12 protein-coding genes are annotated in these 17070 nt (G+C 60.0%); 9 read left to right on the forward strand and 3 right to left on the reverse strand.

Annotated features, from left to right (window positions below; translation table 11 throughout):
* Positions 1-85: 85 nt before the first annotated feature.
* From MEB48_RS28370 to phhA, 3 genes are all read right to left on the reverse strand, one after another.
* Positions 86-1279 carry an amino acid aminotransferase gene (locus tag MEB48_RS28370; RefSeq protein ID WP_269137650.1) on the reverse strand — a complete coding sequence of 398 codons (1194 nt, stop codon included), beginning with the start codon at positions 1277-1279 and terminating at the stop codon, positions 86-88.
* On the reverse strand, positions 1279-1635 hold the full coding sequence (locus MEB48_RS28375) for a 4a-hydroxytetrahydrobiopterin dehydratase (RefSeq protein WP_010457024.1): 357 nt from the start codon (positions 1633-1635) through the stop codon (positions 1279-1281). The genes MEB48_RS28370 and MEB48_RS28375 overlap by 1 nt, the downstream gene beginning before the upstream one ends.
* A 104-nt stretch (positions 1636-1739) precedes the next feature.
* Positions 1740-2525, reverse strand: coding sequence for a phenylalanine 4-monooxygenase (gene phhA / locus MEB48_RS28380; RefSeq protein ID WP_237887024.1), 786 nt, complete (start codon positions 2523-2525; stop codon positions 1740-1742).
* A 378-nt stretch (positions 2526-2903) separates the two neighbouring features.
* Here phhA and MEB48_RS28385 point away from each other — a divergent pair, with 378 nt between their 5' ends.
* The 9 genes from MEB48_RS28385 (at position 2904) to MEB48_RS28425 (ending at position 16836) form a co-directional block, all read left to right on the forward strand.
* Positions 2904-4463, forward strand: coding sequence for a sigma-54-dependent transcriptional regulator (locus MEB48_RS28385; protein WP_237887025.1), 1560 nt, complete (start codon positions 2904-2906; stop codon positions 4461-4463).
* 313 nt (positions 4464-4776) lie between these two features.
* The gene (locus MEB48_RS28390; RefSeq protein ID WP_237887026.1) at positions 4777-5517 is read left to right on the forward strand and encodes a flagellar basal body rod protein FlgF; all 741 of its coding nucleotides are present in this window, start codon (positions 4777-4779) and stop codon (positions 5515-5517) included.
* A gap of 45 nt (positions 5518-5562) precedes the next feature.
* Positions 5563-6348: a flagellar basal-body rod protein FlgG gene (gene flgG / locus MEB48_RS28395; RefSeq protein ID WP_008011001.1), complete on the forward strand. Its 786-nt coding sequence runs from the start codon at positions 5563-5565 to the stop codon at positions 6346-6348.
* A 52-nt stretch (positions 6349-6400) separates the two neighbouring features.
* A complete protein-coding gene (gene flgH, locus MEB48_RS28400) occupies positions 6401-7096 on the forward strand; it encodes a flagellar basal body L-ring protein FlgH (RefSeq protein WP_052966739.1) in 696 nt (231 codons plus the stop codon).
* A 27-nt stretch (positions 7097-7123) separates the two neighbouring features.
* Positions 7124-8212 (forward strand): flagellar basal body P-ring protein FlgI, encoded by a 1089-nt coding sequence (locus tag MEB48_RS28405; protein ID WP_237887032.1) that lies wholly within the window; start codon positions 7124-7126, stop codon positions 8210-8212.
* 11 nt (positions 8213-8223) lie between these two features.
* Positions 8224-9516 carry a flagellar assembly peptidoglycan hydrolase FlgJ gene (gene flgJ / locus MEB48_RS28410; protein WP_237887027.1) on the forward strand — a complete coding sequence of 431 codons (1293 nt, stop codon included), beginning with the start codon at positions 8224-8226 and terminating at the stop codon, positions 9514-9516.
* Between the two features lie 23 nt (positions 9517-9539).
* Positions 9540-11600, forward strand: coding sequence for a flagellar hook-associated protein FlgK (gene flgK, locus MEB48_RS28415; protein ID WP_237887028.1), 2061 nt, complete (start codon positions 9540-9542; stop codon positions 11598-11600).
* 13 nt (positions 11601-11613) lie between these two features.
* Positions 11614-13179, forward strand: coding sequence for a flagellar hook-associated protein 3 (locus MEB48_RS28420; protein ID WP_237887029.1), 1566 nt, complete (start codon positions 11614-11616; stop codon positions 13177-13179).
* Between the two features lie 96 nt (positions 13180-13275).
* Positions 13276-16836 (forward strand): glycosyltransferase, encoded by a 3561-nt coding sequence (locus tag MEB48_RS28425; protein ID WP_237887030.1) that lies wholly within the window; start codon positions 13276-13278, stop codon positions 16834-16836.
* The last annotated feature ends 234 nt before the right edge of the window (positions 16837-17070 follow it).

Below are 17070 nucleotides of genomic sequence, written 5' to 3' on the forward strand. Positions count from 1 at the left end.
CATCAAAAACAGTATTGCAGAAAAGGGGGTAACCATAGATGTGGGAGCGGGCTTGCTCGCACAGGGGACTTGCAGTGTTTGATGGTTACTTGCAGACGTCAGCGATAGCCTCGGCCAGCAAGTCCAGACGCGTCGCATCAATCCCTGCCACGTTCGCCCGGCCGGAGCTGACCATATAAACGCTATGGTGTTCGCGCAGTTGCTTGACTTGCTCCGGCGACAAACCGGTATAGGAAAACATCCCGCGTTGCACACCGATGTGCGCAAATCGCTCGCGCAAGCCGTGGGGTTCAAGCGCTTCGACCAGACCGCTGCGCAACTGGGCGATGCGCAAACGCATGGCTTCCACTTCGTCGGCCCAGCGGCTTTTCAGCTCAGGGTCGCCAAGGATGGTCGCGACCACGGCGGCGCCATGATCCGGTGGCGTCGACCACAGGTTACGGGCGATGTTGGCCAGTTGGCTGCGGATATCCACCAGTTTGTCGGCGGTTTGTGCGCAGACAATCAGTGCGCCGGTGCGGTCGCAGTACAGGCCGAAGTTCTTCGAGCAGGAGCTGGTGATCAGCACTTCCGGCAACTCGGCGGCGAACAGCCGGGTCGACCAGGCATCTTGCTCCAGGCCATCGCCGAAACCCTGATAGGCGAAGTCGATCAGTGGCAGCAAATCGCGACTGCGCACCACGTCCAGCACCCGACGCCAATCGTCATGGGACAGGTCGAAGCCGGTCGGGTTATGGCAGCAGGCATGCAACAGCACCACATCGCCCTTGGGGGCTTCATTGAGCACCGCTAGCATCGCTTCCACATCGAGACGGTTATCGCTGCCCGCGTACGGGTAATGACTGACCTTGACCCCGGCCGCCGCAAAAATGGTTTCGTGGATCGGCCAGGTCGGGCTGCTCAACCACACACCACGGCCCGGCAGGCATTGGGCGATGAAGTCGGCGCTCAAACGCAATGCGCCAGTGCCGCCCGGCGTTTGAGTGGCGCCGGCCCGTTGTTCGGCAATCAGCGCCGAGTCAGCGCCAAGCACCAATTCGTTGATGACCTTGCCGAATGCCACATTGCCGTGGCCGCCGATGTAGGTCTTGGTGGATTGACGCTCCACCAGACGCAGCTCGGCGAGCTTCACCGCTTCGGGGATTGGCGTCAGGCCCTGGGCGTCTTTATAGACACCCACGCCGAGGTCGAATTTGCGCGCGTTGGGGTCCAGCGCATAGGCCTCCATCAGGCCCAGAATCGGGTCGCCGGGTACTCGACCGATGGCGTCGAAATGCATTATTTGCGGCCCTCGGCGTTCTTCGCCACTTCGTCAGTGCGCGCGGCCATGATGAAGTCGTTGCGGTGCAGGCCTTTGATGGAGTGGCTCCACCAGGTCACGGTGACTTTGCCCCACTCGGTCAGCAGGCCTGGGTGGTGACCTTCGGCCTCGGAGATTTCACCGACGGCGTTGGTGAATGCCAAGGCGTGCTTGAAGTTCTTGAACAGGAATACTTTTTCCAGCTGCATCACGCTGTCACGGACTTCGATGTTCCAGTCAGGGATCTGCTTGATCAGGATCGGCAGTTCTTCGTCGCTGACCTGAGGGGCATCGGCGCGGCAGGCTTCGCAATGGGCTTGGTTTAATGTGGACATGATGGGTTCCTGAAATCGAATTATTGGAAATCGGCCGTCAGTGTCACCACGCTAAACCAAAGCGGTGGTTCCTGACAGGCTCACTTGATTCTAAAAGCTGCGGCTCACGCAGCTTTTGGCGGAAATTTCGGTGCGCGCAACCCCAACTGCATGCCTTGCTTGACCATGCCCATGATGTCTTCGTGGGCCAGATCGAACAGGCGCTTGAGGTTCGGCAGAACAAAGTACAGCGGTTGCAGAATGTCGATGCGGTATGGCGTGCGCATACATTCCAGCGGATCGAAGGCCTGATGCTCCGGCTCGTCCGACAGGCTGTAAACAGTCTCTTTTGGCGAGGACAGAATACCGCCGCCATAGATGCGCAGGCCTTGTGGCGTGTCGACCAGGCCGAACTCGATGGTCATCCAGTACAGGCGCGCCAGGTACACGCGTTCTTCCTTGGAAGCCTGTAGGCCGAGTTTGCCGTAGGTGTGGGTGAATTCGGCAAACCAAGGGTTGGTCAGCAGCGGACAGTGGCCAAAGATCTCGTGGAAAATGTCCGGTTCTTGCAGGTAATCCAGCTCTTCGCGGGTACGAATAAACGTCGCCACTGGGAACTGCTTGTTCGCCAGTAATTCGAAAAAGGTCTGGAAGGGAATCAGGGCGGGGACTCGGGCAACCTGCCAGCCGGTGGTTTCACCGAGGACCTTGTTGATTTCACCGAGTTGCGGAATGCGGTCGTGGGGCAGACCGAGTTTTTCGATACCGTCCAGGTATTCCTGGCACGCACGGCCCTCGACCACTTTCAGTTGGCGAGTGATCAGCGTGTTCCACACCGCATGTTCTTCGGCGGTGTAGTCGATAAAACCTTGCGCATCGGGCTCACGAGCCACGTATTGCGTCTGCTTCATGCTGCTCTCCTGCTAGGGGATTCGTTCTTGTTGTGTGTACAGCTATAGACCTAGAAATACCCCAAGGATTGCGTTGTTGCAGCAGGTGATCCAGCCCGTGCGTAGGAAAATTCTGTGATTATCGTAAAATTTTCGTTACGGTTTGGCCTCTGTGGCGCAGGCATTGCATTTTCCGGGTTTGAAAAGCGCTCTACCTGTCACATAATCTTGACGACTAACTGAGCCGCTCGGCAAAAAATACTGTAGGAGCGAGCTTGCTCGCGAAAGCGGTCTGTCTGATACATCGATGTTGGATGGTCCAACGCTTTCGCGAGCAAGCTCGCTCCTACAGCTTCGCGCTTGGCATCGGTCTAATTCACCGCTTTTTCGGGCCTTTATATGCGCATCAAAGTTCACTGCCAGAACCGCATCGGTATCCTGCGCGACATTCTCAACCTGTTGGTCGAGTACGGGATCAACGTCGCCCGCGGCGAAGTGGGCGGTGAGCATGGCAATGCGATCTATCTGCACTGCCCGAACCTGATCAACATTCAGTTCCAGGCGTTGCGTCCGAAATTCGAGGCCATTGCCGGGGTATTCGGCGTCAAGCGCGTAGGGCTGATGCCCAGCGAGCGTCGGCACATGGAGCTCAATGCCTTGCTCGGGGCTCTGGAGTTTCCGGTGCTGTCGATCGACATGGGCGGCTCCATCGTCGCGGCCAACCGTGCAGCGGCGCAGTTGCTCGGGGTGCGGGTGGATGAAGTACCGGGAATTCCGCTGTCGCGCTACGCCGAGGATTTTGATTTGCCGGAACTGGTGCGCGCCAACAAGTCGCGGATCAACGGCTTGCGGGTGAAGGTCAAGGGTGACGTGTTTCTCGCCGACATCGCGCCGCTGCAATCGGAGCATGACGAAAGCGAGGCCATGGCCGGTGCGGTGTTGACGCTGCACCGGGCGGACCGGGTAGGCGAGCGCATTTATAACGTGCGCAAGCAGGAGTTGCGTGGGTTCGACAGCATTTTCCAAAGCTCGAAAGTGATGGCGGCGGTTGTTCGCGAAGCGCGGCGTATGGCGCCGTTGGATGCGCCGCTATTGATAGAAGGTGAAACCGGCACTGGTAAGGAGTTGTTGGCGCGGGCCTGTCATCTGGCGAGCCCGCGTGGGCAATCACCGCTGATGGCGCTCAACTGCGCCGGTCTGCCGGAGTCCATGGCCGAGACCGAACTGTTCGGCTACGGCCCCGGCGCCTTCGAAGGGGCGCGGGCCGAAGGCAAACTCGGGCTGTTGGAGCTGACGGCGGGCGGTACGTTGTTTCTCGACGGCGTCGGCGAAATGAGCCCGCGCTTGCAGGTGAAATTGCTGCGGTTTCTGCAGGACGGTTGTTTCCGTCGTGTCGGCAGTGATGAAGAGGTTTATCTGGATGTGCGGGTGATCTGCGCGACTCAAGTGGACTTGTCCGAGCTGTGCGCTCGCGGTGAGTTTCGCCAGGATTTGTACCATCGCTTGAACGTGCTTTCGTTGCATATCCCGCCGCTGCGCGAATGCCTCGACGGATTGGCACCGCTGGTTGAGCACTTCCTCGATCAGGCCAGTCGGCAGATCGGTTGCCCGTTGCCGAAACTGGCGCCGGCGGCGATGGATAGGCTCAGTCACTATCACTGGCCGGGTAATGTGCGGCAGTTGGAAAACGTACTGTTTCAGGCGGTTTCCCTGTGCGACGGCGGCACCGTCAAAGCCGAGCATATTCGTCTGCCGGATTACGGCGTGCGTCAGCCGCTCGGCGATTTTTCCCTTGAGGGCGGGCTTGACGAGATTGTCGGGCGCTTCGAGAAAGCGGTGCTGGAGCGCTTATATTCCGAGCATCCGAGCAGTCGGCAATTGGGCAAGCGGTTGGGGGTTTCGCATACCACCATTGCCAACAAGTTGCGTGAGTACGAAGTCGGTAAAGACAACACCTGACTGATCGTTCCCACGCTCTGCGTGGGAATGCAGCCCGGGACGCTCCGCGTCCCAAAAGCGGACGCAGAGCGTCCATTGAGGCATTCCCACGCAGAGCGTGGGAACGATCAGGTGACGGAAACTGAGGATTGCCGCGAAGCGGCATGACACCGCCGGTTTTTCGTCTTCGATACATTCCCCCAATCCCCTCTAAACCCCTCAAGTCCTTTGTTTGCCGGGCCCGGCGCCGCCAGAAAAAAGTTGGTCTGCTAATTGCTTATGGCTCAGCAGTACAGCGGTGGGCGGCAAACGTCCGGCATGCAGAGGAAAGAGTGTGGACAAGTACCTTTATGTGGCAATGACCGGCGCCAGCCAGAATGCACTGGCGCAGAAGGCTCATGCCAACAACCTGGCGAACATCTCTACCAACGGTTTTCAGAAGGACTTGGAGCAAGCCCGTTCGATGCCGGTATTTGGTGACAGCTTTCCGGCGCGTGCGTTTGCCATGAGCGAACGTCCGGCCACCGACTTCTCCGCAGGCTCGCTGGTGGAAACCGGTCGCGACCTCGATGTCGCGGTGCAAGGCAACGGCTGGATCGCCGTGCAGAACCCCGATGGCGGTGAAAGCTACGTGCGCACCGGCAGCTTGAACGTTGATGCTCTGGGCGTGCTGCGCGCCGGCAATGGTATGCCGGTGATTGGCAATGGCGGGCCGATTGCCGTGCCGCCTGAGCAGCAGATCGAAGTCGGCGAAGACGGCACCATCAGCATCCGTGCGATGGGCGAAGGCCCACGGGTGATGGCCGAAGTCGACCGCATCAAACTGGTCAACCCGGACTTCAAAAACATGACCAAGGGCCTGGACGGTTCGATCCATACCAAGGACGGCAAGCCGGCGCAGGCCGATGCCAACGTCAGACTGGTCTCCGGATTCCTCGAGTCGAGCAACGTCAATGCCGTGGAAGAAATGACCTCGGTGCTGGCGCTGGCCAAGCAGTTCGAGCTGCACATCAAGATGATGAACACCGCCAAAGACGATGACCAGGCCATGGCTCGGGTCTTGCAGATCAGCTAATTATCAGAACGTCGCGCCGTAAAACAGGCGCACGAGGAGAATCGAATGCTTCCGGCTCTATGGGTTGCCAAAACAGGTCTGTCCGCCCAGGACACCAACCTCACCACCATTTCCAACAACCTGGCGAACGTGTCGACCACGGGTTTCAAACGTGACCGCGCCGAGTTCCAGGATTTGCTGTATCAGATCAAACGCCAGCCAGGCGCCCAGTCGACCCAAGACAGCGAGTTGCCGTCGGGTCTGCAAGTGGGTACCGGTGTGCGCATCGTCGGCACCCAGAAAAACTTCACCGCCGGTAGCCTGCAAACCACCGAGCAGCCGTTGGACATGGCCATCGACGGTCGCGGTTTCTTCCAGATCCTGCAGCCGGACGGCACTACGTCCTACACCCGTGACGGTACGTTTCACCTCGATTCCAACGGCCAGATCGTCAACGCCAGTGGCTTCGCCCTGGAGCCGGCGATTGTCATTCCGAACGACGCCCAGACCTTCACCGTCGGCCGTGACGGCACCGTGTCCATCACCGTTGCCGGCAACCCGGCCTCCCAGGTGATCGGCAACCTGCAAACCGCCGATTTCATCAACCCGGCCGGTCTGCAAGCAGTGGGTAACAACCTGTTCCTGGAAACCGCTGCCAGCGGCGCGCCGCAAGTCGGCACCCCGGGCCTCGCCGGTTTTGGCACCACGCTGCAGAACACCCTGGAAACGTCCAACGTCAGCACCGTTGAAGAGATGGTCAACATGATCACCACTCAGCGCGCCTACGAGATGAACTCCAAGGTGATCTCCACCGCCGACCAGATGCTCTCGTTCGTAACGCAGAATCTGTAATCAAGTCTATGAGGCGGCCATGAGGTCGCCTGCAGCACCGTGAGGTAGGGTCATGAATCGCTTTGTATCTGTTCTGGCACTGAGTGGGGTCGTTGTCCTTGCGGGCTGCGTCGCTCCGCCGCCCAAGCCCAATGACCCTTACTACGCCCCGGTGTTGCCGCGCACGCCGCTGCCGGCTGCCGCCAATAACGGCTCGATTTATCAGGCCGGTTTCGAACAGAACCTGTACAGCGACCGCAAGGCATTCCGGGTCGGTGACATCATCACCATCACCCTGAACGAGCGCACCCAGGCGAGCAAGAACGCCAATTCGCAGATCGACAAGAACAGCAAGACCGACATCGGTCTGAGTTCGTTTTTCGGGGGCGGCCTGAGCACCAGTGATCCAGTGGGCAGCGGTAGCCTGAGTCTGGACGTCGGTTATGAAGGTGACCGTGCCACCAAGGGCGACAGCAAATCCGGCCAGAGCAACAGCCTCACCGGTTCGATCACCGTGACCGTCGCCGACGTGTTGCCCAACGGCATCATCGCCGTGCGCGGCGAGAAGTGGCTGACCCTCAACACCGGCGATGAGCTGGTGCGCATTGCCGGCCTGGTTCGCGCCGATGACATCGCCACCGACAACACCGTGTCGTCGACCCGCGTCGCCGATGCACGCATCACCTATTCGGGCACCGGTGCGTTTGCCGATGCGAGTCAGCCAGGCTGGTTCGACCGTTTCTTCCTCAGCCCGCTGTTCCCTTTCTAGGTGGCTACGTTGAATCTGAAAAGCCTTATGGTGGGCGTCCTGTTGCTGTCCGTGGCCTTCGACGCTCAAGCCGAGCGGCTGAAGGACATCGCCAGTATTTCCGGCGTGCGTTCCAACCAATTGATCGGCTACGGCCTGGTGGTCGGGCTTAACGGCACCGGTGACCAGACGACCCAGACCCCGTTCACCCTGCAGACCTTCAACAACATGCTTTCGCAGTTCGGCATCAAGGTGCCGGCCGGTTCCGGCAACGTGCAGTTGAAGAACGTCGCGGCAGTGTCGATCAGTGCCGACTTGCCAGCGTTCGCCAAGCCGGGTCAGCAGGTGGATATCACCGTGGCGTCCATCGGTAACTCCAAGAGCCTGCGTGGCGGCACCTTGTTGCTGACGCCGCTCAAAGGTATCGATGGCAACGTCTACGCTGTCGCTCAGGGCAACCTGGTGGTTGGCGGTTTCGACGCTGAAGGTCGTGACGGTTCGAAGATCACTGTCAACGTTCCGTCTGCCGGTCGCATCCCCGGCGGTGCATCGGTCGAGCGTGCCGTGCCAAGCGGTTTCAATCAGGGCAACAGCCTGACCCTGAACCTCAACCGTTCGGACTTCACCACCGCCAAGCGCATCGTCGACAAGATCAACAACATGCTTGGCCCTGGCGTCGCTCAGGCCATCGACGGTGGTTCGATCCGCGTGACTGCGCCACTCGATCCGAGCCAGCGGGTCGACTATTTGTCGATCCTCGAAAACCTTGAAGTCGACCCGGGTCAGGCGGTGGCGAAAGTCATCATCAACTCGCGCACCGGCACCATCGTGATCGGCCAGAACGTCAAGGTTTCCCCGGCCGCCGTGACCCACGGCAGCTTGACCGTGACCATCACCGAAGACCCGATCGTCAGCCAGCCCGGCCCTTTGTCCAACGGGCAGACGGCGGTCGTGCCGCGCTCGCGGGTCAACGCTCAGCAAGAAGCCAAGCCGATGTTCAAGTTCGGCCCGGGCACCACCCTCGACGAAATCGTCCGCGCGGTGAACCAGGTCGGCGCGGCACCGGGTGACTTGATGGCGATCCTCGAAGCGCTGAAGCAGGCTGGCGCATTGCAAGCCGACCTGATCGTGATCTGAGGACGGCGACCATGGATATGCGCAAAAGCGGTCTGGTCAGCAGCAGCGATTCAGGTTCTTACTCGGACCTGAACCGTCTGAGCCAGCTCAAGGTCGGCGACAAGAACAGCGATGCGAACATGCGCAAAGTAGCGCAGGAATTCGAATCGCTGTTCCTCGGTGAAATGCTCAAGTCCATGCGCTCGGCCACCGAAGCGCTGGGCCAGGACAATCCGCTCAACACCCCGGCAGCCAAGCAATACCAGGAAATGTACGACCAGCAGTTGGCCGTTTCCCTGTCCCGCGAAGGCGGCGGTATTGGTTTGGCGGACGTGCTGCTGCGCCAGATGTCGAAGAACAAGCCGATGGCGCCGGGTGAGGCCGCGGCAGCGTCTGCCGCCAAGCAGGCTGCCGCGAAAGCCGCCGTGGAAACGCCGATTGCCGCCGGTACGGTCGCCACCAACGGGCCGCTGTCGCGCCTTAATGGTGAACGTCCGTTGTGGGCTTCGCGTTCGGTGAAGTCGCCAGCAAGCGCGGGCGAGGGCGCTCATCGCAATGACATGGCGCTGATCAATCAGCGGCGTCTGGCGTTGCCGCCGAAACTGGCCGACCGTTTGCTCGCCGGGCTGGTGCCGTCCGCGTCGACTGCAACGACTGCCACAACGGTGCAGAACAATATCCAATTGCCGCAGAGCACCAAGACCGGTTCCGGCCCCCTGTACAACGGCGATTGGCTGGTTTCGCAAACGGATACAGCATCCAGCGGACGGCTGCAGATTCATGGTCGCGCCATGGCTCAAATACCCTTGGCGCCGGCGAAGAAAGCCTTCAGTTCCGCCGACGAATTCGTCAACACCATGCTGCCGATGGCTAAAGAAGCTGCCAACCGAATCGGTGTCGATCCGCGTTACCTGGTGGCTCAGGCGGCCCTGGAAACCGGTTGGGGCAAATCGGTCATGCGCGCCCAGGATGGCAGCAGCCACAACCTGTTTGGCATCAAGGCCAGCAGTAACTGGAAGGGCGATTCGGCGCGGGCGATCACCAGCGAATTCAGGAATGGCGAGAGGGTCAAGGAGACGGCGGAGTTCCGTGCCTACGCCTCTTACAAGGACAGCTTCCATGACCTTGTGACGCTGCTGCAAAGCAATAATCGCTATCAAGATGTGCTGAAGTCGGCCGATAACCCAGAACAGTTTGTACGCGAGTTGCAAAAAGCCGGGTATGCCACCGACCCGGATTACGCAAGCAAGATTTCGCAGATAGCCAAGCAGATGACGAGTTACCAAAACTACGCTGCGGCAGGCGCTTCCACCACGCCTCTATAGGCACAAGGTATAAGGTTTGAACCATGAGTTTGCTCAATATCGGGATGTCGGGTTTATCCGCTAGCCAAACCTCGTTGATGGTGACCGGCAATAACATTGCCAACGCCGACACGGCCGGCTACTCGCGTCAGCAAACCGTGCAGGGCAGCAAGGCCTCGAATCAGTTCGGCAATCTCTACATTGGCAGCGGTACGACCCTCGCCGATGTGCGTCGGGTGTACAACAGCTACCTCGATGCGCAACTGCAGACCACCACCTCGCTCAACAGCGACTCGGCGGCTTACGCCGGGCAGATCAGCCCGCTCGATGCGTTGCTGTCGGACAGCGGCACCGGCCTCAATGGCGCCCTGACCAAGTTCTTCGCTTCGGTACAGAACGTCAACGCCAAGCCCGGCGACGATGCTTCCCGCCAACTGCTGCTCAGCGATGCGCAAGCCTTGAGCAACCGGTTCAACTCGATCTCCAGCCAGCTGACGACACAGAACGCCAACATCAACGGCAACCTGGAGGACATGGCTGATCAGGTCAACAAACTGGCCACCACGGTGGCCCAGTTGAACCAGAAAATTTCCGAAATTTCCAACGCCGGCGGCCAGCCCAACGACTTGCTCGATGCGCGCAATGACGCCGTACGTCAATTGTCGACTTTCACCGGCGCGCAAGTGATCGAACGGGGCGGTAACCTCGACATTTACCTGGGCAGCGGTCAGCCGCTGGTCATGGGCAGCACTGCCAGCAAGCTGGAAGTGGTGCCGAGCAAAAATGACCCGTCGCGTTCGGCCGTTCAGCTCAATCGCGGCTCGAGCACCATCGACATCACCTCGGTGATCACCGGTGGCGAGATGGGCGGCTTGTTGCGCTATCGCAGCACCGTGCTGGACCCGGCCATGAATGAGCTGGGGCGTGTAGCGCTGGTCGTCGCCGATCAGATGAACACCATCCAGGCCCAAGGCATCGACAAGAACGGTGACTTCGGTTCGAACCTGTTCGGCAGCATCAACAGTGCTTCGCAAATGGCTCAGCGCAGCATCGCCACGGTCGGCAACAGCACGGGCTCGGGCAACTTCGACGTGACCATCGAGGACAGCGGCGCGCTGACCCTCAACGATTACAAGGTCACGTTCACCAGCGCCACGGCCTACACCTTGCAGCGCCTGCCTGAAGGCACCGCCATGGGCGCGTTCAGTACGCTGACCACGCCGCCGCCGGTGATCGATGGTTTCTCCATGACACTCTCGGGTGGCACCGCAGCCGCGGGTGACACTTTCAGAATCACCCCGACCCGCAACGCGGCAACCAACATCAAGACCGAGATGACCGACCCCCAGCGTCTGGCCATCGCAGCACCGTTGGGTGCGGCAATCGCTTCTGGCGGCAGCGGTACATTGACGATTCCGGCCAGCGGTCAACCGACCCTGACCATGCCGTTCGATATCTACGACTCGGCTACCACCCTGGCCATTCAGAACGGCCTGAAGACTTCGACGCCGGTCAAAGTGGTGTTCGGTGCCACCGGTGGCACCACCCAGACTTATCAGTTGCTCGACGCCCAGGGTAATGAACTCAGCAACGGCACCATCGTACCTGGCCAGAACAATACGCTGAGCCTGACCATTCCACTGGTCGATGCCAGCGGTGCGGCGATCAATGATCCGGGACCGCCCATCGTGCAGCGCACTGCTACGTTCGACATGACCGTGGCCGGTTCGCCAGGTGACGGCACCGCGATCAACGTGACGCTCAGCCAGCCGGGCACGCTGGACAACCGCAACGGCACCGTACTGGCCGGCTTGCAGACCCGGAAGACCGTGGATACCGGTTCGGCCAGCAGTGGTATTTCCCTGACCGACGCTTACGGCAAGCTGGTCGAGGGCGTCGGCGCCAAGGCCGCACAAGGCAAGCTCGACAGCGCTGCCACCGAAGCAATCCTGGCCAATGCCAAGACCGCTCGCGATTCGCTGTCGGGTGTCGACCTCGATGAGGAAACCGGCAACCTGGTCAAATATCAGCAGTACTACACCGCGTCCTCGCAGATCATCAAGGCTGCGCAGGAAACCTTCAGCACACTGATCAATAGTCTTTAAGGAGTCGTAGCTCATGCGCATTTCTACCGCCCAGTTTTACGAGTCCTCGGCTGCCAACTATCAGAAGAATTTCGCCAACGTGGTCAAGAGCAGCGAAGAGGCCAGCAGCCTGGTTCGCATCAAAACCGCCGCTGACGATCCGGTCGGCGCTTCGCGTTTGCTGCAATTGGGGCAGCAGGCTTCGATGCTCGATCAGTACGAGGCCAACGCCACGACCATCAAGGCGACCCTCGGTACCGCCGAAGCGGTGATGAACAGCATCGGCAACGTATTGCAGCGTGCCAGGGAGCTGGCCGTTGGCGCGGGCAGCGCCGGTTATACGGACGCCGACCGCCAGGCCAATGCTTCGGAGCTGGGGCAGATCGAAGAGCAATTGCTGAGCCTGATGAATAGCAAGGACGAGAACGGCAAATACATCTTCGCCGGCTCCAAGGGCGACACCGTGCCGTTCACGCGCAACAACGATGGCACCTACAGCTACAACGGTGACCAGGTAACGCTTGACCTGGCGATCGGCGACACCATGTCGATGGCCACCAACAGCACCGGTTGGGATGCGTTCCAGCAAGCGATCAATACCAGCCGTAGTCAGGTCACCATGACTGCACCGGCGGTGGATGACGGTCGAGTGGTTCTTTCCAACGGCCAGGTGTCGTCAGGTGTTACTTACAACAACAAGTTCCGCAGCGGCGAGCCTTACACCGTCGATTTCATCAGCGGCACTCAGTTGAAAATTACCGACTCGGCTGGCAATGACGTGACCGCCGAAGCCAGTCAGGGCGGTGCGTTCGATCCTTCCACCAAATCCGGCCAGGCCGTCACTTTCCGTGGTGTCGAGCTGACCCTGAATATCAATCTGGGTGCCGGTGAAACCGCGGCTACTGTGTTGCCGGGTCATAGCTTTACGCTGGCAGCCAAGCCTGACACCTTCACTTCCACCCGCAGTCCAGGCAACCCGTCGACGGCGCAAGTCAGCGGTAGCAGCATCACCAACCCGGTCAACTACCACGCCAGTTTCCCGACCGGCTCGGCGATCCTGAAATTCACCAGTGCCACTGACTTTGAACTGTACGCAGCACCTTTGACCGCCAACAGCAAGCCGGTGTCTACCGGGACCATGACCGGCAGCGTCGCCACCGCATCGGGTGTGAACTTCACCGTGAGTGGTACCCCGGCTGCCGACGATCAGTTCAGCATCGCGGTCAATACTCACCAAACCCAGAACATTCTGGACACGGTGAGTCAGTTGAAAACCGCACTGAATACGCCAACCAACGGTGATGCCATCGCCACTCAGAAATTGCAGGCATCATTAGCTTCCGGCATTGCCAACCTGGCCAGCGGCACCGATCAGTTGTCCAGCGCCTTGAGTTCGGTCGGTGGTCGCGGTGCTGCCCTGCAAACCCAGAGCGATACTAACCAAAGCCTGATCCTGGCCAACGCCCAGACCCAATCGTCGATCCGTGATTCCGATGCGGCTGATGTCATGACCCGTCTGACCTTGCAGCAAACCATGCTGCAAGCTTCGCAATTGGCCTTCAGCAAGATTGCTCAGTTGGGCCTGTTCAACAAGGTTTGAGTCTGTGCCTGCCGAGCTGCCAACCGTCTTTTTTTTAAGCGGTTCCGGGGCCTCTGCCTGAAAGGGTAGGGGCCCGCCGCTCGAGAGTTTCCCGCCGTGAATCAACGCCCCCTCGTCAGCATCGTTATCCCTGCCTTCAGCCCGCGCTTCTTCAACCAGGCATTGGAAAGTGCGCTCACCCAGACCTACGAGCATGTCGAAATCGTCATCTGTGACGATTCGCCCGGTGATGAAATCCGCACTATCGTGGAGGGTTTCCTCAAGCCGGCTCACCCGGTTCGCTACTTGCGTAACTCGCAGCGGTTGGGGTTGCAGAAGAACATATTGCGTTGCGTCGAAGAAGCCCGGGGCGAGTTCATCAAAGTGCTGTGCGATGACGATCGTCTGTTTGCGCCCAGCGTTGCCTTGCAGGCCCAGGTGTTGATCGATCACCCCGACGTCAATCTGGTGTTTGCCCTGCGGATGCTCAGCGATGCCGGCAATTTTCTGCTGCCGTCGCGGGTGGACAACAGCCGCTTTTGTCCGACCGATGCGTTGCTCAAGGGTGACGATATGCTGGCGATTTTCGAAGGCGCGCCAAAGAATTTCCTCGGCAATTTCAGCGCTACCCTGATGCGTCGCGCTGATGTGCTGGAGCTGTTGCCGACCTTGATCCAGGAAGGCTCGGGGTTCGTCGCCATGCTCGATTTCGCCTTGTTCGTATGCCTGATGCGCCGCGCTAACCTGGTGTCGCTCAGCACCGTGCTAAGCACCGAGCGTCTGTATACAGAGCGATTGAGCCGGACCCCGGAGATGCTCAAGGCTGCCAAAGTCGAGTGGAGCTGGCTGGCGCAGATGCTCGCGGTACGCAGTGGCGAATCGGCGCCGGCATCAGGCTGGGTTCGCTATATCGACCTGGCCAAAGTCACTGATCAACCCCACGCCTGGGAAGAGTTGTGTGTGGCGCGGATCCTTGGCAACCGCAGCACGGTGGTCAATGGTCGAGTCGGTGGGAAGAGCGAGAGTTACGCCGACTTCTATCGCGAGTGGCTGGCGATCCGCAGGTTCTCGCAAGTCGAACAACAGTTCATGCCGCAGCGCATCGACAGCTGGGCGTTTCGCCCGCAGATCGTGCCGATCGTCATCGACAGCGGTGCCGACGGCGCAGCGCTGAAAACTACATTGCACAGCATCAGTGCTCAGCTGTATGCGCCTCAGGCAGTGGTGGTGTTGTCCGATGCGCACTGTGATGCCGATGATCGTATCATTCAGTTGCCGTTCCAGTCGGACTGGGCGCAACAGCTCAATGCCGTGGTCCCGCAACTGGAAGGTGCTCACTGGTTTTACCTGTTGCGGGCCGGCGACACCTTGCGTGAGTCGGCGCTGTTGATTCTGGCGGAGCGCATCGCCGGGTCGCCGGGCATTCTTTGCGCTTATAGCGATGAAGGGGCTTTGATCGACGGTGAATCGATCGACCCGGTGTTCAAGCCCGATTTCAACCTCGACCTGATGCGTGCCTACCCCTACGTCGGCCGAGCCCTGGCCTTCGAACGTCAGCGCTTCATGGCGCTGGGCGGGTTTGACCCGGCTCACGGCGAGCTGGCACCCCATGATCTGATGTGGCGTCTGGTGGAAGAAGTCGGTCCGCAGACCATCGAGCACATCGCCGAGATTCAGGTGGAGTCGAGCCTGGCCTTTGCCGACTGGCTGTCATTACCCGAAGTCATCGAAAACAATGCTGGCATGGTCGGTGCGCACCTGAACCGTATCGGCGTGGCGCACGCTGTCCGTCACGAAGAATTGCCACTGATCAATCGCATCGATTACCGGCATGAGGCGCGTCCGCTGGTATCGATCATCATCCAGACCGGCGATTCGCTGTACGCCTTGCAACGTTGTACCGAAGGTTTGATCGAACGCACGGCTTACACCCAGTACGAAATCCTGATCGTCGACAGTGGCACTGACGACCCGGCGATGCTCGACTGGCTGGCTGCCATGGCGCAGCTGGGTGCCGCGATGTTGCGGGTGCTGCGTTACGCCGGTGATGCCAACGACGCAGCGATCCGCAACTTCGCCGCGAGCCTGGCTCATGGCGAATACTTGCTGCTGCTCAGTCCTCAGGCCGTAATCTGCGACAGCGACTGGCTGGACGAATTGCTCAACCACGCACAGCGTCCCGAAGTGGGGGTGGTCGGTGCCCGGATTCTCAGCCCGCAGGGTTCGATCGTCAGCGCCGGGTTGATCCTCGGGTTGACGGAGTCAGTCGGTTCGCCATTTGCCGGGGAGGCTGCCGACTCTCGCGGCTACATGCAGCGGTTGCATGTGACCCAGAACTGGAGCGCGGTCAGTGACCACTGCCTGATGGTTCGCAAGGAAGTGTTCGACAGTCTGGGGCAGCTCGATGAGATGACGTTTACCCAGGGGCTGGGCGATGTCGATTTGTGCCTGCGGGCGAACCAGGACGGCTATCTGGTGGTCTGGACGCCATACTCCAGTGTGGTGCTGGCCCCGGAAGGTGAGGAGTCGACTCTGGAGGTGTGCGAGCGTGAACAGGACGCCTTCTATCGCAAATGGCTGCCGAAGATCGCCAAAGACCCGGCCTACAGCCCGGCACTGAGCCTTGGATTTTCCAGTTTCAGCCTGGAGCCAACGCTGCGCAACAACTGGAATCCGTTCTGCACCCGTGCATTGCCGTTGATTCTCGGTCTTCCAGTCAACAGCACTGCCGTCGGTCACTACCGGGTGATCGCGCCGCTGGCGGAGCTCGAAGCCGCCGGACGAGTGATCTCACGGGTGGCCCATGAGTCGCCGTCGATTGTGGAGATCGAGCGTTTGTCCCCGGACACCATCGTCCTGCAGGGACGTTACAGCGAAGGCTCGGCTGGCGATATTCTGCGGATGAAAAAGTATTCCAGCGCCCTGCGGATTTTCGAGCTCGACGACTATATCGTTAGCGCGCCAAAGAAGAACGTTCACGCCCGCAACAAACCGATCGACATCGAGCAGATGCTGCGCACAGGCATCGGCCTGTGCGACCGATTGGTAGTCACCACCCAGCCGTTGGCCGATAGCTTGTCGAGCATGCATAACGACATTCGCGTGGTGCCGAACATGCTGCCACCGGAGCCGTGGGCGACGCTGACCAGTCGTCGTCGCACCTCCAGCAAACCACGCGTTGGCTGGGGCGGCGGCACCAGTCACACCGGGGACCTGGAGATCATTGCCGAGGTCGTGCGTGAGTTGGCGGACGAAGTCGAGTGGGTGTTTTTCGGCATGTGCCCGGACGCCTTGCGTCCGTATGTTCACGAGTTTCATTCCACCATCAGCTTGCAGAGTTACCCGTTCAAACTGGCGAGCCTGAACCTCGATCTGGCACTGGCTCCGCTGGAATTCCACATCTTCAACGACTGTAAAAGCAACCTGCGATTGCTGGAGTACGGCGCCTGCGGATACCCGGTGATCTGTACCGACACCGAGGCCTATCGCGGCCATTTGCCGTGCACCAGGGTCTACAGCAACAGCACGGATGAATGGCTGCAAGCGATCCGTACGCACCTGGCCGACCCGGACGCGAGTTATCGCATGGGTGATGAATTGCGTGAGGCGGTGCATCGGGATTTCATGTTGCGTGGTGACAATCTTAATCACTGGTTGTGGGGTTGGTTGCCGGACTGACCGTTCCGAGTTTGATGGTGTACATATCCGTTTCTGCGGTAACGGCCACCTAGGGTTCCGCCCTTACGGCGGGTCACTTGGAAAAGCCCCAAGTAACCAAGGGCTTTTGCCCCTTTCGTTCGGTGCCTCGCCCAGGCTCGGCATGCCCTCGCTCCGGTCCTGCTCCGTGGGCCCGCCGCGATCGGCCATCCATGGCCGTGCGCGGCTAACCCGGCATCCATGCCGGGTTGCCCA

Source organism: Pseudomonas sp. PGPR40 (assembly GCF_022014505.1).
In the GTDB taxonomy this organism is placed as follows: Bacteria; Pseudomonadota; Gammaproteobacteria; order Pseudomonadales; family Pseudomonadaceae; genus Aquipseudomonas.